The sequence below is a fragment of the Pseudoxanthomonas sp. F11 genome (assembly GCF_037046485.1).
Classification (GTDB): domain Bacteria; phylum Pseudomonadota; class Gammaproteobacteria; order Xanthomonadales; family Xanthomonadaceae; genus Pseudoxanthomonas_A.
In genome coordinates this window covers 760867-782204 of record NZ_JBANLZ010000002.1, presented here as the reverse complement: position 1 = coordinate 782204, position 21338 = coordinate 760867, and the positions used below count along the sequence as shown (strand labels likewise).

Below are 21338 nucleotides of genomic sequence, written 5' to 3'. Positions count from 1 at the left end.
CCGCCTCCCTGCGAATGGATTCACGCGATACCCAGGCCCGGGATCGCCGTGATCGCGTCCGGATCGAATCCGGCCAGCTCCGCGAAATGGCGACCACGCGCGACGTAGTCCTTGTACTGGCCGAAGCTGGGCGCGCCGGGCGACAGAAGCACCACGCCCTCGCCGCCCAGCGCCCCGCGCGCGGCCGTCATCGCCTCCGGCAGTGTCTCGACGCCGATCAGCGTGAACCCCGCCTCCTGCGCCACCGGTGCGAGCAACGCGTGGATGCGCGGGCCATTGGCGCCCATCGTGATGAGGGTGGCCGGCGCGTCGTGGCGCATGTGCGCCGCGAAATCGGACCAGTCCACACCCCGGTCGTGCCCGCCGACCAGCAGCGCGATGCGGCGTCCCGCGAAGCAGTCCAGCGCGGCCAGCGTGGCGTGCGGCGTGGTGCTGATGGAATCGTTGACCCAGGTGATGCCGTCGCGCGTTCCCATCGTCTGCAGACGGTTGGGCAGCGGACGGAACGACTGCGCCTGCGCGGCCAGCGGCAGCGCATCGATGCCCCGCGCCTCCAGCGCCGTCAGCACGGCGCACAGGTTGCTCCGATTGTGGCGTCCCGGCAGTGGCAGCGGGCGGGTGTCCATGACGAACACGTCGCCCCGGTACAGATCGTCCTCGCGCAGGTGCCAACCGTCGGCACGGTTGAACCAGCGTACGTCGCTGTGCGGCAGCACCAATGCGGCCAGCCGCGGATCGGCGGCGTTGAGCACGGCGATGCGCGGGCGTGCGTCCGTGACGAGCTTCAGCTTGTCCTCGATGTAACGCGCCTCGCTGCCGTGCCAGTCCAGGTGCTCGGGGAACAGGTTCAGCACGATCGCCACGTCCGGGCGTGCGCCGCTGTCGGCGACATCGCCGGTCTGATAGCTGGACAGTTCGATGGCCCATTCATCCGGCGCCGGCCGAGGATCCAGCACCTCCAGCATCGGCAGACCGATATTGCCCGCCAGGACGGTGCGCTTTCCCGCCGCACGCAGCAGATGCGCGAGCAGCGAGGTGGTCGTGCTCTTGCCCTTGGTGCCGGTGACGCAGAACGTATGCGCGACCACACCGTCGTCGCCCGCGTGTTCGCCGAACCACAGGCCAGTGCCGCCGATGAAACGCGTACCGGCACCCGCCGCAACCATCGCCGCGGGCGTGTTCGGGCTGATCCCGGGCGACTTGATGACGATCCCGAACGCGGAAAGGCGTTCGGCGGTCGCCTCGGTGTCCACCGATAGCAGCGGATCGCCCAGCGCCGCGGCGTCCGCGGCTTCCTGTTCGTTGCAGAACAGCGTCAGCGGCAGCGAGGGCAGCCGCACACGCACGGCATGATGCGCTGCGCGGCCTTCACGCCCCCAGCCCCACAGCGCGACACGCCGACCCTCAAGCTGCGAAATTCGCACGCAGGCGCTCCCACAGCGCAAAGGGAATGCGGTGCTCGCCACCGATTTCCAGCAACGGCGCCACGACCAGTTCAGATGCATCGAGTTGTGGGCGGATCTCCCGGTTGAAACGCGCGACAATCACGTCCTCGCGCCATTCCGGGCGGTCGCCCAGCGCGGCCATCGCCGCGCGCGACTCCTGGCCTTCGCCGACGCATTCGAACGGCTTGTGGTCCTGGTACTCCAGCAGCGCGTCGAAGCCCGACGTCTGGTTGGCGTCGTCCAGGAGATTGCGCCCGAAGATGCCCACCAGACGCGGTTTGGGCATGAAGGGCGCCAGCGCCAGGAAGACGAAGTGGCACTTCGGACATACCCCGCACCAGCGGTTGGTGGGGCGCTCGCCGAGCAGATGGAAATTGCGGTTGCAGCTGGAGAAATGCGCGTCGTAGTGGTCGGTGCGAGCGAACTGCCGCGCCACCGCCAGCTCCGACAGCGGCCGCAGCAGCGAGTAGTACTGCAGGTCGGCTGCCACGTGCGACTGCACGTACGCACCGAACGCGCTCTCGAACGCCCAGCCCTTCGACCATTGGTGGTTCACTTCGCCGGTGCCCGGGATCATGCTGCCGTAGCTGGCCGAACGCTCGTTGGAGAACACCACCTGGTCCACGCCATGCAGCAGCGCCGCCAGCACCATGATGGCCGAGTTGATCGCGGTGACCGGGATATGCCCGTTCCACGCGCCCTGGCGGTTGTATTCGAACAGCTCCGGCGCCAGCGCGCGGCCGATGTTGAGCATCGGCAGGCCGGTACGGGCCGCGCAGGCGGCGATCAGTTGCGAACCGCCGATCCAGGTGACGGTCTGGTCGACGCCCGCGCCACGCAGCGCCTCGATGCTGACCAGCGAATCCTTGCCGCCGCCGATGGCGACCAGCGCATGCTCGCGCAATCCGGCCGCGGGCGCCGGTGCCGGCGCCTGCGCCGCCACCGGGAAGCGCACACGACCGTGCAGGCTCAAGCCGTTGCGATACGCAAACTCGCCCAGGCCGTGCACATAGACCTGCTCCATCAGCACCGCGGTGGCGGCGTCGATGGCATAGCCCTCGATGCGAATCTCGTTCGGCACCGCCGCCTTGTAGTAACTGACGCCGGTGATCAGGTGCAGCAGGCGCACGGCGTGCTCGACGGCCTGTGCGCGAGTGGCGTCCAGCGCGAACGGCGCGCCCGGGATCGTCACGGTCTCTATAAGCTCGGGGCCTTCGTCGAAGGCGTACACCAACCGCGCGACGCCGGTCTCCGCATCGAAGGAACAGCGGACGAAACGGAAGGCGCGGATGCTGGATTTGTCGAAAGTCGTCATGCGTGATCCGTGGAAGGAACGGCCTGGCCGCGCAGGTAGCGGCGGCAGGCGAAGTATTCAAGAACGAACAGCGGTACGGCGCCGAACAGCACGGCCGCCAGGGAACCGTAGAAGACGATGACAGGCAACCAGGCCAGCGCCTCCGCGAATCCTGCCGGCCGGCTGGCCGCCAGCTGGTCGATGCCGGTGGCCACTACCGCCCAGACGGCGATCGCGAACGGCAGCAGCAGGAAGATCGCCAACAGAACGCGCAGCGCCATGCCGCCGGCCTTCCATCTACGTCCGGCCGCGCTGGCACGCGCATGCCAGCGGGTGACGGACCACGCGCCGAACCCGGCCGCCAGCACCGTGGCCGGCAGAAGGCGCAACGCGGATGCCAGCTCCGCCATTCCGGGCGTGCGGCGGTCCGCGTCCATGAGCAACACGACCGCGACGGTCAGTGCCGCAGCGGCCATCAGGCTGGACACGATGAATTCAGTCCGCGGCGACATCGCCGGGCACTCCTTCCATCACGTCTTCCACCGGCAGGCCGCGCAGGTTGTAGTGGCTGGCCATCACGTAGCCGTAGGCACCCGCGTCGGAGAACAGCAGCACGTCGCCCTCGGCTGTCGCCGACGGCAGCCGGCGACGCTTGCCGAAGATGTCGCTGGATTCGCAGATCGGGCCCACCACGTCGAACGCGTCCTGTTCCGCATCATCCAGGCGCGACAGGTTGGCCACATCGTGCCAGGCGTCGTACAGCGCGGGGCGTATCAGCGTGTGCATGCCGGCATCGGTGCCCACGCGGCGGATGCCCAGCTTCTCCACCACCTGGGTGACCTGGGCCAATAGCACCCCGCATTCGGCCACCAGATAGCGACCCGGCTCGATCACCAGTTGATAGCCGGGATACGCTGCCTTGATCGCCGCGAGACCTTCGCCCCAGGCTGCCAGATCGAAGGGCTCGTCCGCTTCCGCATAGGGGATGGGCAGTCCGCCGCCGATGTCGATGGTCTCGATGGTGCCGATCTGGTCCGCCAGCCCGCCCAGCTCGTCGGCGATCTGGTTCCAGTGCTGCGCGCTTTCCACGCCGCTGCCCAGATGCGCGTGCAGGCCGACGACGCGCGCGTCCAGCGCACGCGCGGCGGACAGGAACTCCTCCAGCTTCACCAGCGGCAGGCCGAACTTGGACGTCTTGCCTCCGGTCTTCACCTTGTCGTGGTGGCCATCGCCGCGCCCCAGGTCCACGCGCAGCCACAGGCGACGGCCGCGGAACACCTCCGGCCAGTGCTGCAGCGCTTCCACATTGTCGAGTGTGACGTTGATGCCGCGCTCCAGGGCGAAGGCGTACTCCTCGCGCGGTGCGAAGCTGGGCGTAAACAGCACGCGCTCCATCGGCAGCGAAGGCGCCACCTCGAACACGCGCTCGAGCTCGCCGCGGGAGACGCACTCCAGGCCGAAGCCCTCCTCCACCAGCGTGCGCAGGATGTCGGGATGCGAGTTGGCCTTGATCGCGAAGAAACGCCGGTCGACCGCCGCGATGCCCGCCAGCGCGCGGGCGCGGGCGCGCACCACGTCCAGGTTGTAGACGTAGCGGGGTGTGCCCGCCTGCGCCAGCGACAGCAGGTGCCCGCGCGCAGCGGATGCGCTCCACCAGCGCACGCCGCGATGGCGCACGGCACCGTTGATCTCGCGCCAACTGGGCCCGAACACGCTGGCCTCGTCGGTCGGCATGGCACCGCTGTCGATCAGGGCCTCGTGCAGCAACGGCAACATGCCTTCGGCATCGGCCTCGTCGATCACGAAGGTCAGGTTGAGGTCGTTGGACGACTGCGAGATCAGGTGCACGCGCTCGCGGCCGAACATCGCCCACACATCGGACAGCTTGTGCAGCAGCGAGCGCATGCCGCGACCGACCAGGGTGATGGCCGTGCACGGCGCGATCACCTTCACCCGGCAGATCTCGGCCAGGTCGGCCGACAGCGCGGCCAGCACGTCGGTGCTCACCAGATTCTCGCTGGGGTCCAGCGACACGGTGACGTTGGTCTCCGACGAACCGATCAGGTCCACCGACAGGCCATGCTTCTTGAAACGGGCGAATACGTCGGCCAGGAAGCCGACCTGCTGCCACATGCCGATGCCTTCCATCGACACCAGCACGATGCCGTTGCGGCGGCTGATGGCCTTCACGCCGGGCACCGTCACCGCATTGCCGTCGATCGTGGTTCCCGGCAGGTCCGGGCGCTCGGTATCCAGGATGGCCATGGGCACGCCGGCGTCGCGGCAGGGCTTGATGGAACGGGGATGCAGCACCTTCGCACCGGTGGTCGCGATCTCCTGCGCTTCGTAGTAGTCCAATCGCGTCAGCAGTCGGGCATCGGGCACTTCGCGCGGGTTCGCGCTGAACATGCCGGGCACGTCGGTCCATATCTCCACGCGCTGCGCACCCAGCAGCGCACCGAAGTACGCCGCGGACGTGTCCGAGCCACCGCGCCCGAGGATGGCGGTGCCGCCGTCGGCATGCCGGGAGATGAAACCCTGCGTCAGCAGCATGGCCGTCGGCTGGCCGGCGAACGCGCGGCGCCAGTCCTGGTCAGGCGCCGTATTGCACGACACCGACAGCCGTTGCGCCCAGGGACTCTGGTTGGGCAGGAAGTTCGCCTGCAGCCAGTGGCGGGCGTCCACCCAGCCGAAATCCAGCCCCTGCGCGCGCAGATAGGCCACGCCGAGGGTGGACGAGAGCAGCTCGCCCTGCGCCAGCACCTCGGCCTGCCAGTCCAGCGTGCGGGTCGAGGCACGCGGATCGACCAGCAGGTTGCGCAGCGCCGCCAGGCGGTCGCCGAGTACGGCATCGGCATCCAGCTCCAGTTCTACAAGGAACTCGCGGTGGCGCTGTTCCAGTTTCGCCACGCGCTCGGCGCTGTCGGGCGCGCCGTCGGCGATGGCGGTCAGCTCGTTGGTGACGCCGGACAGCGCCGACACCACCACCAGCACCCGCACGCCCCGCTCGTCGGCCCGCTGTTTGGCCAGTCTGCCGATCGTGTTCCAGCGATGGCGGCGCGACACCGAGGTGCCGCCGAACTTGAGGACGATCCAACGATCAGACGCGGGGGTGGCAGAAGGCATGGAGAGCGTGGCGAGGATGCCCGAACCCTTCGGGCGTGAACCGCCGATTCTAGCCCAAGCCTCCGCGCACGAGCCCGACCGTACCGCATGCAACGAACCCCGTCGGCAGCCACCCGACTTGATAAGCTGCCCGGCCCCCATGCAGATCCCCCCCATGACCTCTCGCCGCTACGTCCAGCTGGACGTGTTTGCCGACCGCCCCGGCGCGGGCAATCCGCTGGCCGTCGTCCTCGACGCCGCCGGGCTCGATGACGCCGCCATGCAGGCCATCGCCCGCTGGACGCGATTGCCGGAAACCACCTTCGTCTTCACGCCCACGCGCCCGGGTGCCAGCTACGCCGTGCGCATGTTCAGCCCGCGCCGCGAGGTGCAGTTCGCCGGCCATCCCAGCGTCGGTACCGCGCACGTGGTGCTCGATGCCGGCCTTGCCGCCCCCGTCGATGGCCTGCTGATGCAGGAAGGCGCGGCCGGCGTGCTGCCGCTGCGCGTCGAGGGCGACGGCGCGGCGCGCACGATCGCCGTGCGCACGCCGCGTGCGACCGTGGTGAAGGAAGGCGATCCCGCAGGCGACGCGCTGCTGGGTGCCGCCCTCGCGGCCCTGCCTTCCGGCGCGCTGCCGCCCGCTCTGGTCGATGGCGGCCGCCGTTGGTGGCTGGCCGAGGTGCGCGACGAAGTCGCACTGCGGACCGCCACGCCCGACTGGGAGGCGATCAGCGCCTTGGCGCGCGCCACCGACAGCATGGGCGTGTGCGCCTACGCACGCACGCCGGGCCACGACTACGACCTGGCCGTGCGCGCCTTCGTCGGTGCACCGGCGGCGTTCGAGGACGCCGCATCCGGTGCGGCGAACGCCACGCTGGCGGCATGGCTGAAGTCGCGTGATGCCTTACCCGGCCGCGACGGACGCTACGTCGTCAGCCAGGGCCGCGAGGTGGGCTACGACGCCCGCCTGCAACTGCGTGTGGACGACGCAGGCGACGTCTGGTCCGGCGGCCATGTGCGCACCATCGTGACCGGGCAGATCGACTGGTGATGCATTCGCGCCCACTGTAGGAACGACGTGAGCCGCAACCGCAAAGCAGGCGGTACGAGGAAACCCTGGTGTAAGCATGCGCCACGCATCGCCGCTCGCCCAACGCCCCGGTCGCGACTTACATCGCTCCTACAGATGTAGCCGTTACTCTGCTTCGTACACCGGCTTTCCATCCACCCAGGTCGAGCGGACGTGCAGCGCGTCGAGCTGTTCGCCCGGCACCGCCAGCGGATCCTCGTCGAGCACGACGAAATCGGCACGCAGGCCCGGGGCGAGCTGGCCCACTTCCGCCTCGTCGTGTGCCGCCCAGGCCGCATCCGCGGTGAAGCCGCGCAGCGCTTCGGCCGCACTGAGGCGCTGGTCGGGCATCCAGCCACCCGCGGGCGCATCGTGCCCGTCCTGGCGCGTCACCGCCGCATGCAGGCCGCGACGCGGATCCACCGACTCCACCGGGAAATCCGATCCCAGCGCCAGCTTCGCGCCGCTCGCCTGCAGGCGCTGCCACGCATAAGCGCCCTTGATGCGTGTCGGGCCCAGGCGTTCCTGCGCCCACGGCATGTCCGAGGTCGCATGGGTGGGCTGCATCGAGGCGATCACACCCAGTGCAGCGAATCGCGGAAATTCCTCCGGCGCCACCACCTGCGCATGCTCGACGCGCCACCGGTGATCGGTCTTCACCGCATCGCCCAGTACGCGCGCATAGGCATCCAGCACCATCCGGTTACCCCGGTCGCCGATGGCGTGCGTCGCCACCTGCACGCCGCAGCCGCGCGCCTTGCGCATCGCCGCTTCCAGTGCCGCCGGCTCGGTCACCAGCAGGCCGCGGTTGCCCGGATCGTCGCTATAGTCCTCCAGCAGGGCGGCGCCGCGGCTACCCAGCGCGCCGTCGGCATACAGCTTCACGCCGCGCATCTGCAAGCGACCACCGGCATGGCGGTACAGCCCGCCGGCACACAGGTCCGCCAGCGCCGCGTCGTCGCCATCGGCATAGGCGTCGATGCGCAAGGGCAACCGCCCCTCGTCGGCGAACTGCTTCATCAGTGCCAGATCCTCGCGCGATACACCCATGTCGTGCACGCCGGTGAGTCCGTGGCGCACAGCCGCCTGGGTGGCCTTCTCCAGCGCCTGCCGGCGGTACGCCGCATCGGGCGCGGGCACCACCGCATGGACGAGCGACATGGCCGCATCGATGAACACGCCGGTGGGGCGACCGCCCGCCCGCTCGATCCGCCCGCCATCGGGTTGCCATTCGCCGTCCAGCGGCCGCGCTGCTTTCGCCGAGGCCGCGCGCAGCGCCGCGCTGTTGGCCCAGCCGGCATGGCCGTCCACGCGCTCGAGCCACACCGGGCGGTCGGGAAAGGCGGCATCCAGGTCGGCGGCCATGGGAAACGCCTTCTCCGGCCAGTCGTTCTGGTCCCAACCGCTGCCCAGCAGCCAAGCGTTGGCGGGCAACTGCTTCTCGTATTCGCGCAACCGCGCGATGACCTCGGCCTTGTCGCGCGCGTCCACCAGGTCCGCACGCATCAGCGCGTAGCCCAGGCCCATCACATGGCCATGCGCATCGATCAGGCCGGGAATGACGGTCTTGCCGGGGGCATCCACGCGGCGGGCGTCGGGATAGCGGGTACGCAGGTCATCGGCGTCGCCGACAGCGAGGATGCGGCCCTGCGCATCCCACGCGATCGCCTGCGCGACCGGGCGCGCCGGATCGGACGTGTGCACGCGCTCCGCCGTCAGCACGTGGACCTGCGCCTGCGCCAGGCCCGCGACAACCACGCATCCCACACCCAATCCCGTCAACCACGCCATACGCCGCATGCCGCTCTCCCCAATCGGTCCAAGGCGCGACTATGCGCAATGGCGTCGCGCACGGCAACAAAAGAGGGGCCTTTCGGCCCCTCGGTTGCGGTATTCCCCTGCCCTGCGACGCTGCGTCCGCATACAAGGCCTGGGCGATGCTTACTCCGGGCGGACGTCTACCCGGATGCGGATACGGTCGCCCGGGTGATGATCGGTACGGGTATGGTAGGTGCGGTTGGCGTATTCGTAGGTCACGTCGTATCCACTGACACGGCCGTCACCATAGTAATCGTCGCCATAGCGGCCATTGCCGGCGGGCACCGGGTCGCAGACGCGAACCTGTCCTCGCTGCACATGGCGATCGCGCTGCGCGCTGTCGTAGATCGAGCGCCCGGCCATGCCACCCACCATCGAGCCCACCGCGGTGCCGACATAACGGCCGCTGCCATCGCCGACCTTGCTGCCGAGCACCGCGCCGGCGATGCCGCCGATCACCGTGGCGACGGTACGGCCTGTCTCGGCGGAACGGTCCGGATAGCGACGGTCGCGGTAGTAGCCGTCGTCACCATAGCGATCGTCGGGATAGCCGTCGTTGCGATAGCCATCGCGATATTCGTCGCGGGCATATACGTCATCAGCGTTGCGGTAGTAGCAGCGCTGCCCCGTCGTCGTGTTGGCATAGCCGTCATTGCGGCCATAACCATTATCGATGATCGGGTCCACACGCACCACGCGCGCGTAGTCGTAGTAGGGTTGGTCGCCGTCGCGATCCGTCGTGCCGTAGTAGCGCGCGGACTGCGCGGATGCCATGCCGGAAGCGAGCAGGCCGATGGCCAGCACGGTGGCAGATAGACGCTTCATCTCGGGTACTCCCCTACGCCGGATTGGCGTGGGGGCATGCTCGGCCGATGCGGGTGAAACACGGCTGAATTCAGCCGGCCGGGACGGTCCGGTTTAGCCACTCGACAGCTTGGCTGGCGACGCCCGCCGCTTCGCGCCCCAGCAACGGCCCGACATGCGAACCTGAAACCGTTTGCAGCACCTCCGCGCCCGACGCCTCCGCCATGGCCCACGTGATCGATGGCGGCACGTCGTCGTCATGCTCGGACACCACGCACAGCATCGGGCATGCGGGGCGCGCCGCGGCGATACCACGACCGGCCTCGCGCAGCACCGCGCCGGATTCGTCGCGCCAGTGGCGGAACGCGAACAGCATCGTCGCGTCGTCCGCATCGGGCATGGCTTCGCGCGTACCGCTCAGACGGGCAGCGCGCCGCCACGGCACCACATCCGGCCAATCGCGCGCCGGCATGTCCACATGCCACGGCACAGGAGGCAACGGATTCACCAGCACCACCGCATCCGTACCCTCGGCGGCATCCAGCGCCAGCAATCCGCCCAGGCTCGCACCGACCAGCACGCGCGGCCGCGGCAATGCCGCCAGCGCCGCGCGCACCTGCGCCTGATAATCCTGCAGACGCGTGGCCGCTACGTCGCCGCGCACAGGCATGAGGTCGGGGGCCGCCACCTGGAAGCCCGCCGCCTCGAACACGCCACGCCACACATTCCACTCCCAGCCGCCACCGCCCGCGCCGTGCACGAACAAGGCGGCCCGTGCACCCTTCAAAGCAGGGTCGCCTCCAGCGACACCGGCACCGACAGCGCGCGCGAGATCACGCAGCCCGCCTTGGCCTGCTGGGCGATCTCCTCGAACTGCGCCGCGCTGATCCCCGGCACGCTGGCCGAGACGGTCAGCTTGATCGCGGTGATCGTCGGGCCCGGATCCATGCCCGGCTCCATCGTTGCCTCGGCGCGCGTCTGCAGCTTGTCGGGCGTGAAGCCGGCCTTGCCCAGCACCGCCGACAGCGCCATGGTGAAGCAGCCGGCATGCGCGACCGCCAGCAGTTCCTCCGGGTTGGTGCCCTTCTCGTCGCCGAAGCGGGTCTTGAACGAATAGTTCTGGCCTTCGAACAGGCCGCTCTGCGGCGTGCTGAGGTTGCCCTTGCCGGACTGCAGGTCGCCGGCCCACACCGCATCGGCGTAACGCTTCAAAGCCATGGTCGTACTCCTCGGGTCAGGGGAAACGCAGGGTACACCGCCGGGTGTTCACGCCATGTACCGCAGTGCGACTTGACCCCTCCGCCCCCGCACGCCGATGCTGACCGCCCGCCATGACCGCCCGCCGAGCGCCACGCTCACGGGACGCGCTCTGCCCGGACAGCCATGACGGCCCTTCGACCCAACCTACGGGAGGAACGGCCTCATGTCGTACAGCACGCAACAGATCCGCAACGTGGCCCTGGCAGGCCACCCCGGCGCCGGCAAAACAACGCTCTTCGAAGCCCTGCTGCATGCCGGCGGCGCCCTCCAGGTGGCAGGCACCATCGAACGCGGCACCACCGTGTCCGATCACGATCCTCTAGAGAAGAGCCGTGGCCATTCCATCGATACCGCCATCGCCAGCACCGATCACGGCGGCGTGCACGTCAACCTGATCGACACGCCCGGGTATCCGGAGTTCCGCGGTCCCGCACTGTCGGCCCTTTCGGCGGTGGAAACCGCCCTGATCGTGGTCGACGCCGACCAGGGCGTCGCCCATGGCACGCGCCGGCTGATGGAACGCGCCGCCCAACGCCACCTCTGCCGCGCCATCGTCATCAACAAGATCGACCATGAAGGCGCCGACTGCGCCGGTGTGCTGGCGGCGCTGCGCGAGGAATTCGGCCCTGAAGTGCTGCCGCTCAACCTGCCCGCCGACGGCGGCAAGGCGGTCGTCGACTGCTTCCGGCAAACCACCGGCGACTCCGACCTGGGCGATGTGGCCGACTGGCACCAGAAGATCATCGATCAGGTGGTGGAGATCAACGAGACCGTGATGGAGCACTACCTGGACCTGGGCGAAGGCGGCCTATCCGGCGAGGAACTGCATGACGCCTTCGAGCAGTGCCTGCGCGAGGGCCATCTGGTACCGGTGTGCTTCGCCTCCGCGCGCACCGGCGTGGGCGTGAAGGAACTGCTGGATGTGGCCGAGCGCCTGTTCCCCAATCCGGCCGAAGCCAACCCGCCGCCCTTCATGAAGCTCGAAAGCGGCGGTCCGCAGCCGATCGAGGCCGTGCCCGACCCCCGCGCGCATGTCATCGCCGACGTCTTCAAGATCGTCAACGACCCCTTCGTCGGCAAGCTGGGCATCTTCCGCGTGTACCAGGGTACCGTGAGGAAGGACTCGCAGCTGTTCGTCGACGACGGCAAGAAGCCCTTCAAGGTGGGCCACCTGTTCAAGCTCAGGGGCAAGGATCATGTGGAAATCGAACACGCCATCCCCGGCGACATCGCCGCGGTGGCCAAGGTGGAGGACCTGCACTTCGACGCCGTGCTGCACGACAGCCACGACGAGGACCACATCCATCTGGCGCCGATCGATTTCCCCCGGCCCATGTTCGGACTGGCCATCGAGGCCGCCAGCAAGGGCCAGGAACAGAAACTGTCCATCGCCCTGCAGAAGTTGGCCGAGGAGGATCCCGCCTTCGTGGTCGAACACCAGACGGAAGTGAACGAAACCGTGATCCGCGGCCTGTCCGACCTGCACCTGCGGATCATGCTGGAGCGGCTGAAGGAGCGCCACGGCGTGGAGGTGAAGACGCGACCACCGCGCATCGCCTACCGCGAGACCATCGCGGCGAAGGCCGAGGGCCACCATCGCCACAAGAAGCAGACCGGCGGTGCCGGCCAGTTCGGTGAAGTGGCGCTGCGCATCGAGCCGCTACCGCGTGGCGCCGGCTTCGAGTTCGTCGACGAGGTGAAGGGCGGCACCATTCCCGGGCAGTTCCTGCCGGCCGTGGAGAAAGGCGTGCGCCAGGTGCTGTCGGCGGGCGCGGTCGCCGGCTATCCGCTGCAGGACCTGCGGGTGATCGTCCACGACGGCAAGCACCATCCGGTGGACAGCAAGGAGGTGGCCTTCGTCGCCGCCGGCAAGAAGGCGTTCCTCGACGCCATCGCCAAGGCCAGGCCACAAGTGCTGGAGCCGGTGGTGGACCTGGAGGTGGCGGTACCGGAGGCGCAGGTCGGCGACATCACCGGCAACCTCGCCGGCAAGCGCGCACGCATCAACGGCACCGACACCGTACGCGGGGAGATCATGGTGAAGGCGCAGGTTCCCCTGGCGGAACTGGAAGGCTATGCCGCGGAACTGAAATCCATGACCGCCGGCCGGGGCCGTTACAGCCTGGATTTCAGCCACTACGAGCCGGTGCCGCCGGCGGTGCAGCAAAGACTGATGGAGGCCTACCGGCCGCGGCACGACGAGGACTGAGCCGCGGCGCGGGGTGCGGCATCCTGTCGCGCTGCAGCGCCATGGATGCCGCATTCGGTGCATGATCGTCCGCCGTTTCGGTCGCGGCGCCGGCGATTTCCGACGTGCGGCGGAGGCGAAACGAGAAAAAACCGAAAAAAAAGGCGTTTTGGGGCCTTTCCGCTCTTGGCGCCGCCAGTTCTTTGCCCTACATTTCGCATGCCGACGCGATCGGCCCGATTACCCAACCACTCGACCGTAGAGACAGGACACATGGCAAAGAGCACCAAGAAGGCCGCGCCGAAGAAGGCCGCCAAGAAAGCTGCACCGAAGGCCGCCGCCAAGCCGGCCGCGCCGAAGCCGATCAAGGAAGCGCTGAGCAAGTCGGGCCTCGTCGCCCACATCGCCGAAGCCACCGCCGTGGCCGCCAAGGACGTCCGTGCCGTGCTCGCCTCGCTGGAAAGCGCCGTGCATGCGTCCATCAACAAGAAGGGTGCCGGCGCCTTCACCCTGCCGGGCCTGCTGAAGATCACCGCCGTCAACGTGCCGGCCAAGCCGAAGCGCAAGGGCATCAACCCGTTCACCAAGGAAGAGCAGTGGTTCGCCGCCAAGCCCGCCTCGGTGAAGGTCAAGGTCCGTCCGCTGAAGAAGCTGAAGGACGCCGCAGCCTGATCGCTGCGCACCGCATGTGACCCGAACGGGACGGCCTGGCCGTCCCGTTTTTTTTCCGCCGGTGCAGCCCTGCCGGAGGTCACCCCTTGTGATCGCACGCCGCCGCCCGCAGGTCCTGCTTATCCCTTCCGAACAAGGTGCGCCACGCATGAAGATCCAGGGTTTCCTCGACCACCTGCTCAAATCCTCCAGCGGCAACGGCAGCGTGCTCAATGCCGACTTCGGCAAGGGCGCGATCACCGGCGGCGCGCTGGGACTGCTGCTGGGCAAGAACAAGACCTCGCGCAAGCTGGCCACCTATGGCGGCCTGGCGGCGATCGGCGTGATGGCCTATCGGGCCTACAACGACTACAAGCAGCAGCAGGGCGGCTTCGCGGCCGGCGCGGGACCGCAGACCGTGGACCGGCTGCCGCCGCCGCAGGCGGAACTGCACAGCCAGGCGATCCTGAAGGCCCTGGTGGCCGCCGCGAAGGCCGACGGCCACATCGATGCGCGCGAACGTGAGGTGATCGAAGGCGAATTCTCGCGCATCGGTGCCGAAAGCGAACTGCAGCAGTGGCTGCATGCCGAACTGGAAAAGCCACTGGACCCGGCGGACGTCGCGCGCGCCGGCAGTACGCCGGAGATCGCCTCGGAGATGTACCTGGCCAGCCTGATGGTGGCCGACGAGCAGAACTTCATGGAGCGCGCCTATCTGGACGAGTTGGCAAAGCAACTGCGGCTTGAGCCGTCGCTGAAGGCGCAGCTGGAGCGCCAGCTGGCACAAGCGCAGCCGCCGGCACTGCCCTGACCGATGCGCCGCACCGCCCACCGCCTGCGCCGCCTGGCGTGGACGCTGCTGTGGCTGGCGATGCTCGCCGCGCTGCTCGCATGGGCATGGGGCCAGCCGTTCATGGCCTCGCCACGCATGCTGTGGGACGTTTCGCGCGCGCCGGCACCGGAAGCGCTCCCGGTGCCGGTGGACGGCGTGCGGGCGAAGCAGATCGCCGACACGTTCGGCGCGCCACGCGGTACCGACCGCACCCATCAGGGCGTGGACATCTTCGCCGCGCGCGGCACGCCCGTGCGCAGCGCCACGCGCGGCATCGTCGTCGCCATCCGCGACAGCGGCCTGGGAGGCCGGCAGGTCTGGGTCCTGGGACCGGGTCGCGAGCGGCACTACTACGCGCACCTCGACGACTGGGCGCCCGACCTGTCCACCGGCCAGGTGATCCGCACGGGCGACGTGCTGGGTTTCGTCGGCACGTCGGGCAATGCGCGCGGTACGCCACCGCACCTGCACTACGGCATCTACGGCAGGAACGGCGCCTACGACCCGCTCCCCCTGCTAAGGGCCGATGCCGCGCCTGCGATGACACGCTGAACCACGCCAGCCGACGGAACAGTCCATCACGGCGCGCCCCCTCGTTCGGGATGCCGGACGAGCCTATGGTGGCCATGGTCCCCACCGCGCCTAGAGCGCACGCCCGCCATGCCCAACAACTCCCATCGCTACCGCATCACCGTCACGCCCATCGAGAGCGACGGCCTGCAATGCAACGGCCGCTGCACCATCGAGTTCGAGCACGCCTGCCACGACGACTGGATGCGCATCCTCGAGAACGTCCAGCGGCAACGCGGCCTCAGCGGCGACGAGCGCGCCGCGCTGGTGGTCGGCACCAAGCTGCTGAGCGGCTTGATGCTGGACCACCGAAAGGATGCCGACGACCTGTTCGCACCCTTGCGCCCGCACATGGGCGAGTTCATCGCCACGCTGAAGGAGCGCGGCCGCGACGCCGGCTGACAGCCGCGCGGCACGTTAAGCTGCCGCCTATGAAGGCCCGCCACGCCGCAGGACCTGGCGCACCAGGATCCGTACGCCCTGTACGAACGGGTAAACGCCGCCACCGGCCAGCGCCACGACCCCTGCCTGTGCGACTGCTTCATCGCCGCGGTGCGCTTCATGGAAGGTGGCGCACCCACGCCGTGGTGGCACTACACCGCCGAGCGGAAGCGGCATTTCGCCGACCACGCCGGTTAGCGTCCGGACAGGCATGCCCGGCTATGGTGCGCCGACGCCTTCCGGAGCCCGCCATGCGCCGCACCCGACGCCAGTTCTTCACCCTCGCCCTTGCCACCGGCGCCACGCTCGCGCTGGCGGGCTGCAGCACGCTCAATGCGGTCACCGGCCTGCTGGGCAACCAGATCAACTTCACCCAGCCGCAGTTGCAGCGCTACCTCAACCAGAGCTTCCCGCGCGAATTCGACAAGCTCGGAGGCCTGGTGTCCGCCACGCTGACCAACCCGCGCCTGAGCATTCCCACCGGCGACGACCGGCTGCGCCTGGACTTCGACATCGGCGTGAGCGCGCTGGGCGCGCGCGACATCAGCCGTGGCCACTTCGCGCTGGCCAGTCGGCTGCGCTACGACCCCGCCACCCGCGGTCTGCATCTGGACAACCCGGAAATCCTCTCCGTGGACGTCCCCGGCGCAGGCTCGCTGATGTCCGGCGGCACCCGCCAGCTGGTCAACACCGTATTGCAGGAGTACGCGCGCAGCGAGCCGGTCTACAGGATCGACAGCGACGTGCTGCGCCGCCTGCCGGCCAGCAAGCAGATCGGCAACCCCCAGATCGAGGATGGCCGCGTGGTCATCCCCCTGCAGTGAGACGCGACACGATGATGAAGCCGCTTCTGGCCCGCCTTGCCCTGCTCGCTTTCCTGGCCGCGCCCCTCCTGGCCTCCGCGGCCACGCCTGCCTTGCTGCGGTTCGATGCGGGACAGCTGCAGACCGCCGCGCGCGCCGGCTTTCCGCTGGAAGAGTCGCTGCTGGAGGGCTTCGCGTCGTTGACGCTGAGCGATCCCGACATCAGCATCCCGCGACCCGGCGAGCGCGTGCACCTGCAGATGAACTACGACATCGCCCTGGCCACCGGCGAGCGCCTGGAGCACGGCAACGTGATCGTCAGCAGTGGCCTGCGCTACGATCCCGGCACACGCGGCCTGCACCTGGTGGACCCGCAGCTGGAACATCTGGGTTCCGCTGCGGATGGGCGCGGCCTGCCCGGCGGTTCACGTGAGGTGCTGCAGGACCTGATCCGCGAGTACGCCCGCACCCGCCCGCTGTACCGGTTGAGCGCCGAGGACCTCGCGCAGGTGCCCGGCACGCTGACGGCCGATTCGCTGCGCATCCGCGACGGCCACGTGGAATTGCAGTTGCCGGTGGACGCGGCACGCTGAGCGCTACGCTGTTCGACGGCGCCAGGCCGGTCGGTGGCCCGGCGCGCGGCATGGCCTGGCCACCGGGCGGTGCCTTTACAGTTCGAAGCGGTAGCTCAGCTTCACGATCAGCTGCTCGTCGTTGCGCAGGCTGAAACTGTCGCGCAGTGCCTCGTCGGTGCCATCCGTGCCGGCCAGTTGTTCGTAGCCGCCGCGGGCGTACACCACGTACAGGTAGGACAGCGGCGCGAGTTCGTAGCGGTAGCGCACCTGGAAACCGAGGTTGCGCACCTGGAAGTCCTCGACCGTGTCGCTGGCCGCCACCGCATGCCCGGCGGCATCGAAGCGCCACGCATCGTGCGCCCGCGCACTTATGGCGATCGCCTCCAGCTTCACGCGCAGTTCCTGGCGGTTGTCGATGTTCCAGTCCAGGCCGGCGCGCAGCGTCGTCTCGCGACCGTCGAACGCGCCCACCAGGTCGCCCTGCGCGGCACCCTGCCAGATCAGCCAGTCCGGGCGCCTGACGACGTTCAAGCCCGCGTTGAGGCTGAAGGCGTCGTTGATGAAATACGTGGTCGAATACCAGAAGGCCGAACCCAGCTTGCGGTTGCCCGCCAGGCCGCCGCCGAAGGCCTCGACCTCGACCTCGTGCGCCCAGTTGCCCTTGCGCGGGCGCTCGTACTCGAAATACGCATTCATGTTCGCCGGCAGGCGCACGATGCCGTTGCCGCGCAACAGGGTGTCGCTGATCCCCGCACTGTTGACGTTGATCTGCGCATACTCGTAGCTGCCGTCGCGCAGCTGGCCTTCGCGGCTCATGCGGAACTGGTCGTTGAGCTTCTCGCCATGATTGTTGTGGCTGCTGCTGACCCGCCAGCGCCAGTCCTTGGATGAATAGCGCGACGTGTCAGGCAGGCCGGTGAAGCGCTTTCGCGCCTCCCAGTGCAGGTAGTTGGTGCTGTTGCGCGACAGGTAGCCGAAGTCGTTGAGCTGCAGGTCGTTGCCGAAATGCATGGCGATCCACTGCTGGCGCCAGCCGTGGTCCATCTCGTAGTCGGCCCAGACGGTGGCGCCGTAGTCCTGCAGCGCGTCGCCGGCCTGATCGATGCGGCTGCCCAGCAGGCGCGTGCGGATGTTCCAGCGCGCAGTCGGCCGCCAGTTGTGGTCCACGCCGAGCACGGTGGCCTCACGGTCGCGCCAGGGATCGTCGACGCGGGTCAGCATGGCACCCAGATTCTGCATTTCGAAATCGCGTACCAGCCGCACCGCGTGGTAACGGCGGCCGGTAGCGCCATCCTCGTCGGCGGAGAACAGGCCGTAGTTCACCCGGCCCAGGCTGCCGTTCAACTTGACCGCCGCCGTGATGTCGCCGGTGCTGCCCACACGGCGCGTGTAAAGCTGCTGGCTGTCGTCCGACGGCGTGGTCAGTTCGAAGATGCCCTGGTTCTCGGTGAAGAACGGACGCTTGTCGCTGATGAAGGTCTCGGTGGCGCTGAAGTTCACCACCAGGTCGTCCGCTTCCACCTGGCCGAAGTCGGGATTGACCGTGGCCGACAGCTGGAAGCGTCCGTTCGGCTTCCAGAAGATGTCCGCGCCGCCGTTGAAATCGCTGCCGCCGCCGGCGTTGTCGTACAGGCCCGACACGTACGGCGTAATGGCTAGCAGCGACTGGTCGTATCGCGCAACGGTGATCGGCGCGAAATCCGACAGGAAGCGCGGACGCTCGAAGCTCGCCTGCGGCCACGCCATGCGCTCGCCGGTGGAGCCGATCACGCGCGCCAGGAACACCTTCAGCGTGCGCTGACCGTCCGTGCCGTCGCGCATGGGTGCGGTGTGCCACGGAACCAGCAGCTCGACCGACCAGCCCTGTTCGTCCTCGGCCACCGCATGCCGCCACTGGCCGTCCCAGTCGTCGCTGAACTGGTTCTCGTTGGTGATGATCTCGTCGGCGATGCCGCCGGTGGAACTGACGGTGAAGGCGTAGCCGGTGCGCCCGTCGCCGTCGAAATCGACGAAGGCATTGACGCGGTCGACCTGTTCGTCGAAATCGCGCTGCACCTTCTGCCGCGTACGGGGCACGTCGGGCGGCTGGGCGTTGCGGAACGCGATGGCCAGGCCATCCGGCGTGGCGAGCACCCAGGCCTCGGTGGCGAGCGAACCGGGTTCGCCGGTCAGCGGCTGGGTCTTGCGGAAGTCGGCGACGTGATGCGCGCCCTGCCACTCGGCGGGGTGGATGCGGCCGTCGACCTCGACGGCCTGCACCGCGGCACACGGCAGGACCAGCGCGAGCGCGCCGGCGAATCGGGTAAGCATCATGGGGATCGGGGGTGGTCCGGTGCGCGCACGGTATCGACGCGGCGCGAAGGCCACACCTGCCGTCGGTCATTTCAACCTTCCGGCTTTCTGCGGCATCCGTGCCGGGTGGAGATCAGCGCCCTTTCTTGGGCTGCAGCATCGTGCCCGTGCACTTCTTGCTGCCGCACCGGCACGCCCAGATCTTCTTCAGGCGCGCGGTGTGCGGCTCGTCCAGGGTGATGCCGTAGTTGTAGGTCAGTTCCTCGCCGGGCTTGATGGCGCGGATGGCCTCGATGAACACCTTGTCCTTCTTGCGGTTCTTGCCGTCGTGCTCTTCGATCACCGCTTCGCAGTTGGGATCGCAGCTGTGGTTGATCCAGCGCGCCTTGTTGCCCTTGTGGTTGGCATCAATCACGTACTCGTCGTTGAGCGTGAACAGGAAGGTATGGCCGGAGTCCACGTCGCCGGTGTCGTCGGCGTCCACTTCCTCGTGCGTGCGGCGCTTGCCCTTGTATTCCACCACCCGCTCGCCCTTCTCGATCGGGGCGATGGCGAACACGCCGTTGCCGTGGATGTCGGATTGGCGGGCTTCGATCTTGCGGGGCATGCGGGGGTCCGGCGGGAGGGAGGAGAGACGATTCTCGCCCAACGCGCGGCGTTTCCCAACTTTCCGTTGCCTGAACGCTTCCGCTCGGAGGCGTGGCCGGTCCGCGCAGGGCGGCGCGTTCGATGCCCGTTCCCCTCAATGCGACCGTCTCCATGCGCGCCAACCCGTTCCTGCTCGCCATCGCCCTGTGCCTGGCCCTGTCCGCCTGCCAGCCCTCCGAAACCCGGACCACCTCGCGTCTTCCGCCGTCCACGCCCAGCGACGCGGACCTGCTGGCCCGGGGCGAATACCTGGTGCGGACCACCGGCTGCAACGACTGCCACACGCCCGGTTATGCCGAATCCGGCGGCACGACCGACAAGGCGGGCTGGCTGGTGGGTTCGCCGATGGGTTTCCATGGTCCGTGGGGCACCACCTATCCGAGCAACCTGCGCCTGCGCATGCAGCAGCTGACCGAAGGGCAATGGCTGGAATACAGCGCCAACCTGCGCACCCGACCGATGATGCCGGACTTCGCCGTACGCGCGATGACCGAGGAAGACCGTCGCGCGATCTACCGCTTCATCCATTCGCTGGGCGCTGCCGGCCAGCCCGCGCCCGACGCCCTGCCGCCGGGCCAGACGCCGCCGGTGCCGTACCTGGGCCTGGTGCTGCCGACGCCGCCGGCAGATGCGCCTGCGGCCCACTGAAGCCTTGGGGCCGCCTCAACCGAGGCGGCCGTCGAACATCCAGAAGAAGCCCAGTGCCAGACCGAACACGGTCCAGAACAGCTGGCCGATGCCGCGAAACAGCTTCACGGCCAGGTATACGCCGCCAATGGCGAGCAGCACGCGCCAGACGAACCTCTGGTCCAGGCCGTGACCCGATAGCGTGGAAGCGGAAGAAGCGTGGGTGGTGTTCATGGTGGCAATCCTGGGAAAGAGACCGTCCAGAAGTGGACGATGGCCATCTTCCCCGCGCGCCGGCGCTCGCATCAGTACAAGCCGTCAGCCTTCGCGGGTGACATTCGTCAGCCGCACGGCGCCCGCCTGAACAGGGAAAACCCCCGCATTTGAGCCCGACGGACCAAAAGCGTACAATTTCGGTACGTTTTATGGATTCCCTCGCCCCAATGCTCCGCGTCACCAAGCTGACCGACTACGCCACCGTCGTCCTGACCGTGCTCGCCGCCCGGCCGGGCGAGATCCTCAGTGCGTCCGACCTGGCCGAGCATTCCGGCCTGGAAACGCCCACCGTCAGCAAGGTGCTGAAACCGCTGGCGCAGGCCGGCCTGGTGGAAGGCCTGCGCGGCGTGCACGGCGGCTACCGCCTGAGCCGCGATGCGGCCGACATCAGCCTGATCCAGATCGTCGAGGCCATGGAAGGACCGCTGGCGATGACCGAATGCAGCCAGAGCGAGAGCCAGTGCGGCATCGCCCACCAGTGCGGTGCGCGCGCCAACTGGCGCCTGATCAACGATGTGGTGGCTGACGCTCTGCGCGGATTCACCCTCGCGCAGATGATCGCCCCGCCCCCCTCCTCTTCCGACGACATGCGCAGGCGACCCATCGCCGTGCAGGTCGCCACCCGCTGAACCGCAGG

General features: G+C 68.5%; 21 protein-coding genes. 10 read left to right on the top strand and 11 right to left on the bottom strand.

The features are described 5' to 3' along the window. Positions 1-20: 20 nt before the first annotated feature. The 4 genes from murD to V8246_RS09480 are packed head-to-tail and all read right to left on the bottom strand — an operon-like array spanning position 21 to position 5865. Entirely contained in the window at positions 21-1424 is a 1404-nt protein-coding gene (gene murD / locus V8246_RS09495; protein ID WP_336188886.1) for a UDP-N-acetylmuramoyl-L-alanine--D-glutamate ligase, read from the bottom strand. Then, a complete protein-coding gene (gene murL, locus V8246_RS09490; RefSeq protein WP_336188885.1) occupies positions 1405-2760 on the bottom strand; it encodes a UDP-N-acetyl-alpha-D-muramoyl-L-alanyl-L-glutamate epimerase in 1356 nt (451 codons plus the stop codon). Before murL ends, murD begins: the two co-directional genes overlap by 20 nt. After that, a complete protein-coding gene (locus tag V8246_RS09485; protein ID WP_336188884.1) occupies positions 2757-3251 on the bottom strand; it encodes a hypothetical protein in 495 nt (164 codons plus the stop codon). The genes murL and V8246_RS09485 overlap by 4 nt, the downstream gene beginning before the upstream one ends. Further along, positions 3235-5865, bottom strand: a complete 2631-nt coding sequence (locus tag V8246_RS09480) for a bifunctional aspartate kinase/diaminopimelate decarboxylase (protein WP_336188883.1) — start codon at positions 5863-5865, stop codon at positions 3235-3237. The genes V8246_RS09485 and V8246_RS09480 overlap by 17 nt, the downstream gene beginning before the upstream one ends. Before the next feature lie 154 nt (positions 5866-6019). Between V8246_RS09480 and V8246_RS09475 the strand changes: the two genes are divergently transcribed. Continuing rightward, the gene (locus V8246_RS09475; RefSeq protein WP_336188882.1) at positions 6020-6898 is read left to right on the top strand and encodes a PhzF family phenazine biosynthesis protein; all 879 of its coding nucleotides are present in this window, start codon (positions 6020-6022) and stop codon (positions 6896-6898) included. 144 nt (positions 6899-7042) lie between these two features. Here the strand turns inward: V8246_RS09475 and V8246_RS09470 are convergent, their stop codons facing one another. From V8246_RS09470 to V8246_RS09455, 4 genes are all read right to left on the bottom strand, one after another. Then, positions 7043-8716 carry an amidohydrolase gene (locus V8246_RS09470; protein ID WP_336188881.1) on the bottom strand — a complete coding sequence of 558 codons (1674 nt, stop codon included), beginning with the start codon at positions 8714-8716 and terminating at the stop codon, positions 7043-7045. Between the two features lie 141 nt (positions 8717-8857). Then, positions 8858-9559 (bottom strand): glycine zipper 2TM domain-containing protein, encoded by a 702-nt coding sequence (locus V8246_RS09465; RefSeq protein ID WP_336188880.1) that lies wholly within the window; start codon positions 9557-9559, stop codon positions 8858-8860. 70 nt (positions 9560-9629) lie between these two features. Continuing rightward, positions 9630-10325 carry an alpha/beta hydrolase family protein gene (locus tag V8246_RS09460; RefSeq protein WP_336188879.1) on the bottom strand — a complete coding sequence of 232 codons (696 nt, stop codon included), beginning with the start codon at positions 10323-10325 and terminating at the stop codon, positions 9630-9632. Next, entirely contained in the window at positions 10322-10756 is a 435-nt protein-coding gene (locus tag V8246_RS09455) for an OsmC family protein (protein ID WP_336188878.1), read from the bottom strand. The genes V8246_RS09460 and V8246_RS09455 overlap by 4 nt, the downstream gene beginning before the upstream one ends. Positions 10757-10961: 205 nt before the next feature. On the opposite strand from V8246_RS09455, the gene fusA reads away from it, so the two are divergent. From fusA to V8246_RS09420, 7 genes are all read left to right on the top strand, one after another. After that, positions 10962-13007 carry an elongation factor G gene (gene fusA, locus V8246_RS09450; RefSeq protein WP_336188877.1) on the top strand — a complete coding sequence of 682 codons (2046 nt, stop codon included), beginning with the start codon at positions 10962-10964 and terminating at the stop codon, positions 13005-13007. A gap of 252 nt (positions 13008-13259) precedes the next feature. Further along, positions 13260-13658: an HU family DNA-binding protein gene (locus tag V8246_RS09445; protein ID WP_162109645.1), complete on the top strand. Its 399-nt coding sequence runs from the start codon at positions 13260-13262 to the stop codon at positions 13656-13658. Positions 13659-13806: 148 nt separating this feature from the next. Then, positions 13807-14448: a tellurite resistance TerB family protein gene (locus tag V8246_RS09440; RefSeq protein ID WP_185896820.1), complete on the top strand. Its 642-nt coding sequence runs from the start codon at positions 13807-13809 to the stop codon at positions 14446-14448. A 3-nt stretch (positions 14449-14451) separates the two neighbouring features. After that, the gene (locus V8246_RS09435) at positions 14452-15021 is read left to right on the top strand and encodes a M23 family metallopeptidase (protein ID WP_336188876.1); all 570 of its coding nucleotides are present in this window, start codon (positions 14452-14454) and stop codon (positions 15019-15021) included. 108 nt (positions 15022-15129) lie between these two features. Further along, complete coding sequence (locus tag V8246_RS09430; RefSeq protein ID WP_336188875.1) at positions 15130-15441, top strand: DUF3861 domain-containing protein; 312 nt, start codon at positions 15130-15132, stop codon at positions 15439-15441. 290 nt (positions 15442-15731) lie between these two features. Then, positions 15732-16304, top strand: a complete 573-nt coding sequence (locus V8246_RS09425) for a DUF1439 domain-containing protein (RefSeq protein WP_185896822.1) — start codon at positions 15732-15734, stop codon at positions 16302-16304. A gap of 11 nt (positions 16305-16315) precedes the next feature. Continuing rightward, positions 16316-16876: a DUF1439 domain-containing protein gene (locus V8246_RS09420; protein WP_185896823.1), complete on the top strand. Its 561-nt coding sequence runs from the start codon at positions 16316-16318 to the stop codon at positions 16874-16876. 75 nt (positions 16877-16951) lie between these two features. Here V8246_RS09420 and V8246_RS09415 read toward each other — a convergent pair whose 3' ends face one another. Both V8246_RS09415 and V8246_RS09410 read right to left on the bottom strand, forming a co-directional pair. After that, complete coding sequence (locus V8246_RS09415) at positions 16952-19171, bottom strand: DUF5916 domain-containing protein (protein ID WP_336188874.1); 2220 nt, start codon at positions 19169-19171, stop codon at positions 16952-16954. 112 nt (positions 19172-19283) lie between these two features. Next, the gene (locus tag V8246_RS09410; protein ID WP_162109651.1) at positions 19284-19757 is read right to left on the bottom strand and encodes an SET domain-containing protein-lysine N-methyltransferase; all 474 of its coding nucleotides are present in this window, start codon (positions 19755-19757) and stop codon (positions 19284-19286) included. 122 nt (positions 19758-19879) lie between these two features. On the opposite strand from V8246_RS09410, the gene V8246_RS09405 reads away from it, so the two are divergent. Further along, positions 19880-20446, top strand: a complete 567-nt coding sequence (locus tag V8246_RS09405; protein ID WP_336188873.1) for a c-type cytochrome — start codon at positions 19880-19882, stop codon at positions 20444-20446. Positions 20447-20461: 15 nt separating this feature from the next. On the opposite strand, the gene V8246_RS09400 is transcribed toward V8246_RS09405, so the two are convergent. Continuing rightward, positions 20462-20659 carry a hypothetical protein gene (locus tag V8246_RS09400; protein WP_185896824.1) on the bottom strand — a complete coding sequence of 66 codons (198 nt, stop codon included), beginning with the start codon at positions 20657-20659 and terminating at the stop codon, positions 20462-20464. A gap of 209 nt (positions 20660-20868) precedes the next feature. On the opposite strand from V8246_RS09400, the gene V8246_RS09395 reads away from it, so the two are divergent. Beyond that, positions 20869-21330, top strand: a complete 462-nt coding sequence (locus V8246_RS09395) for an SUF system Fe-S cluster assembly regulator (protein WP_185896825.1) — start codon at positions 20869-20871, stop codon at positions 21328-21330. Positions 21331-21338: the final 8 nt, after the last annotated feature.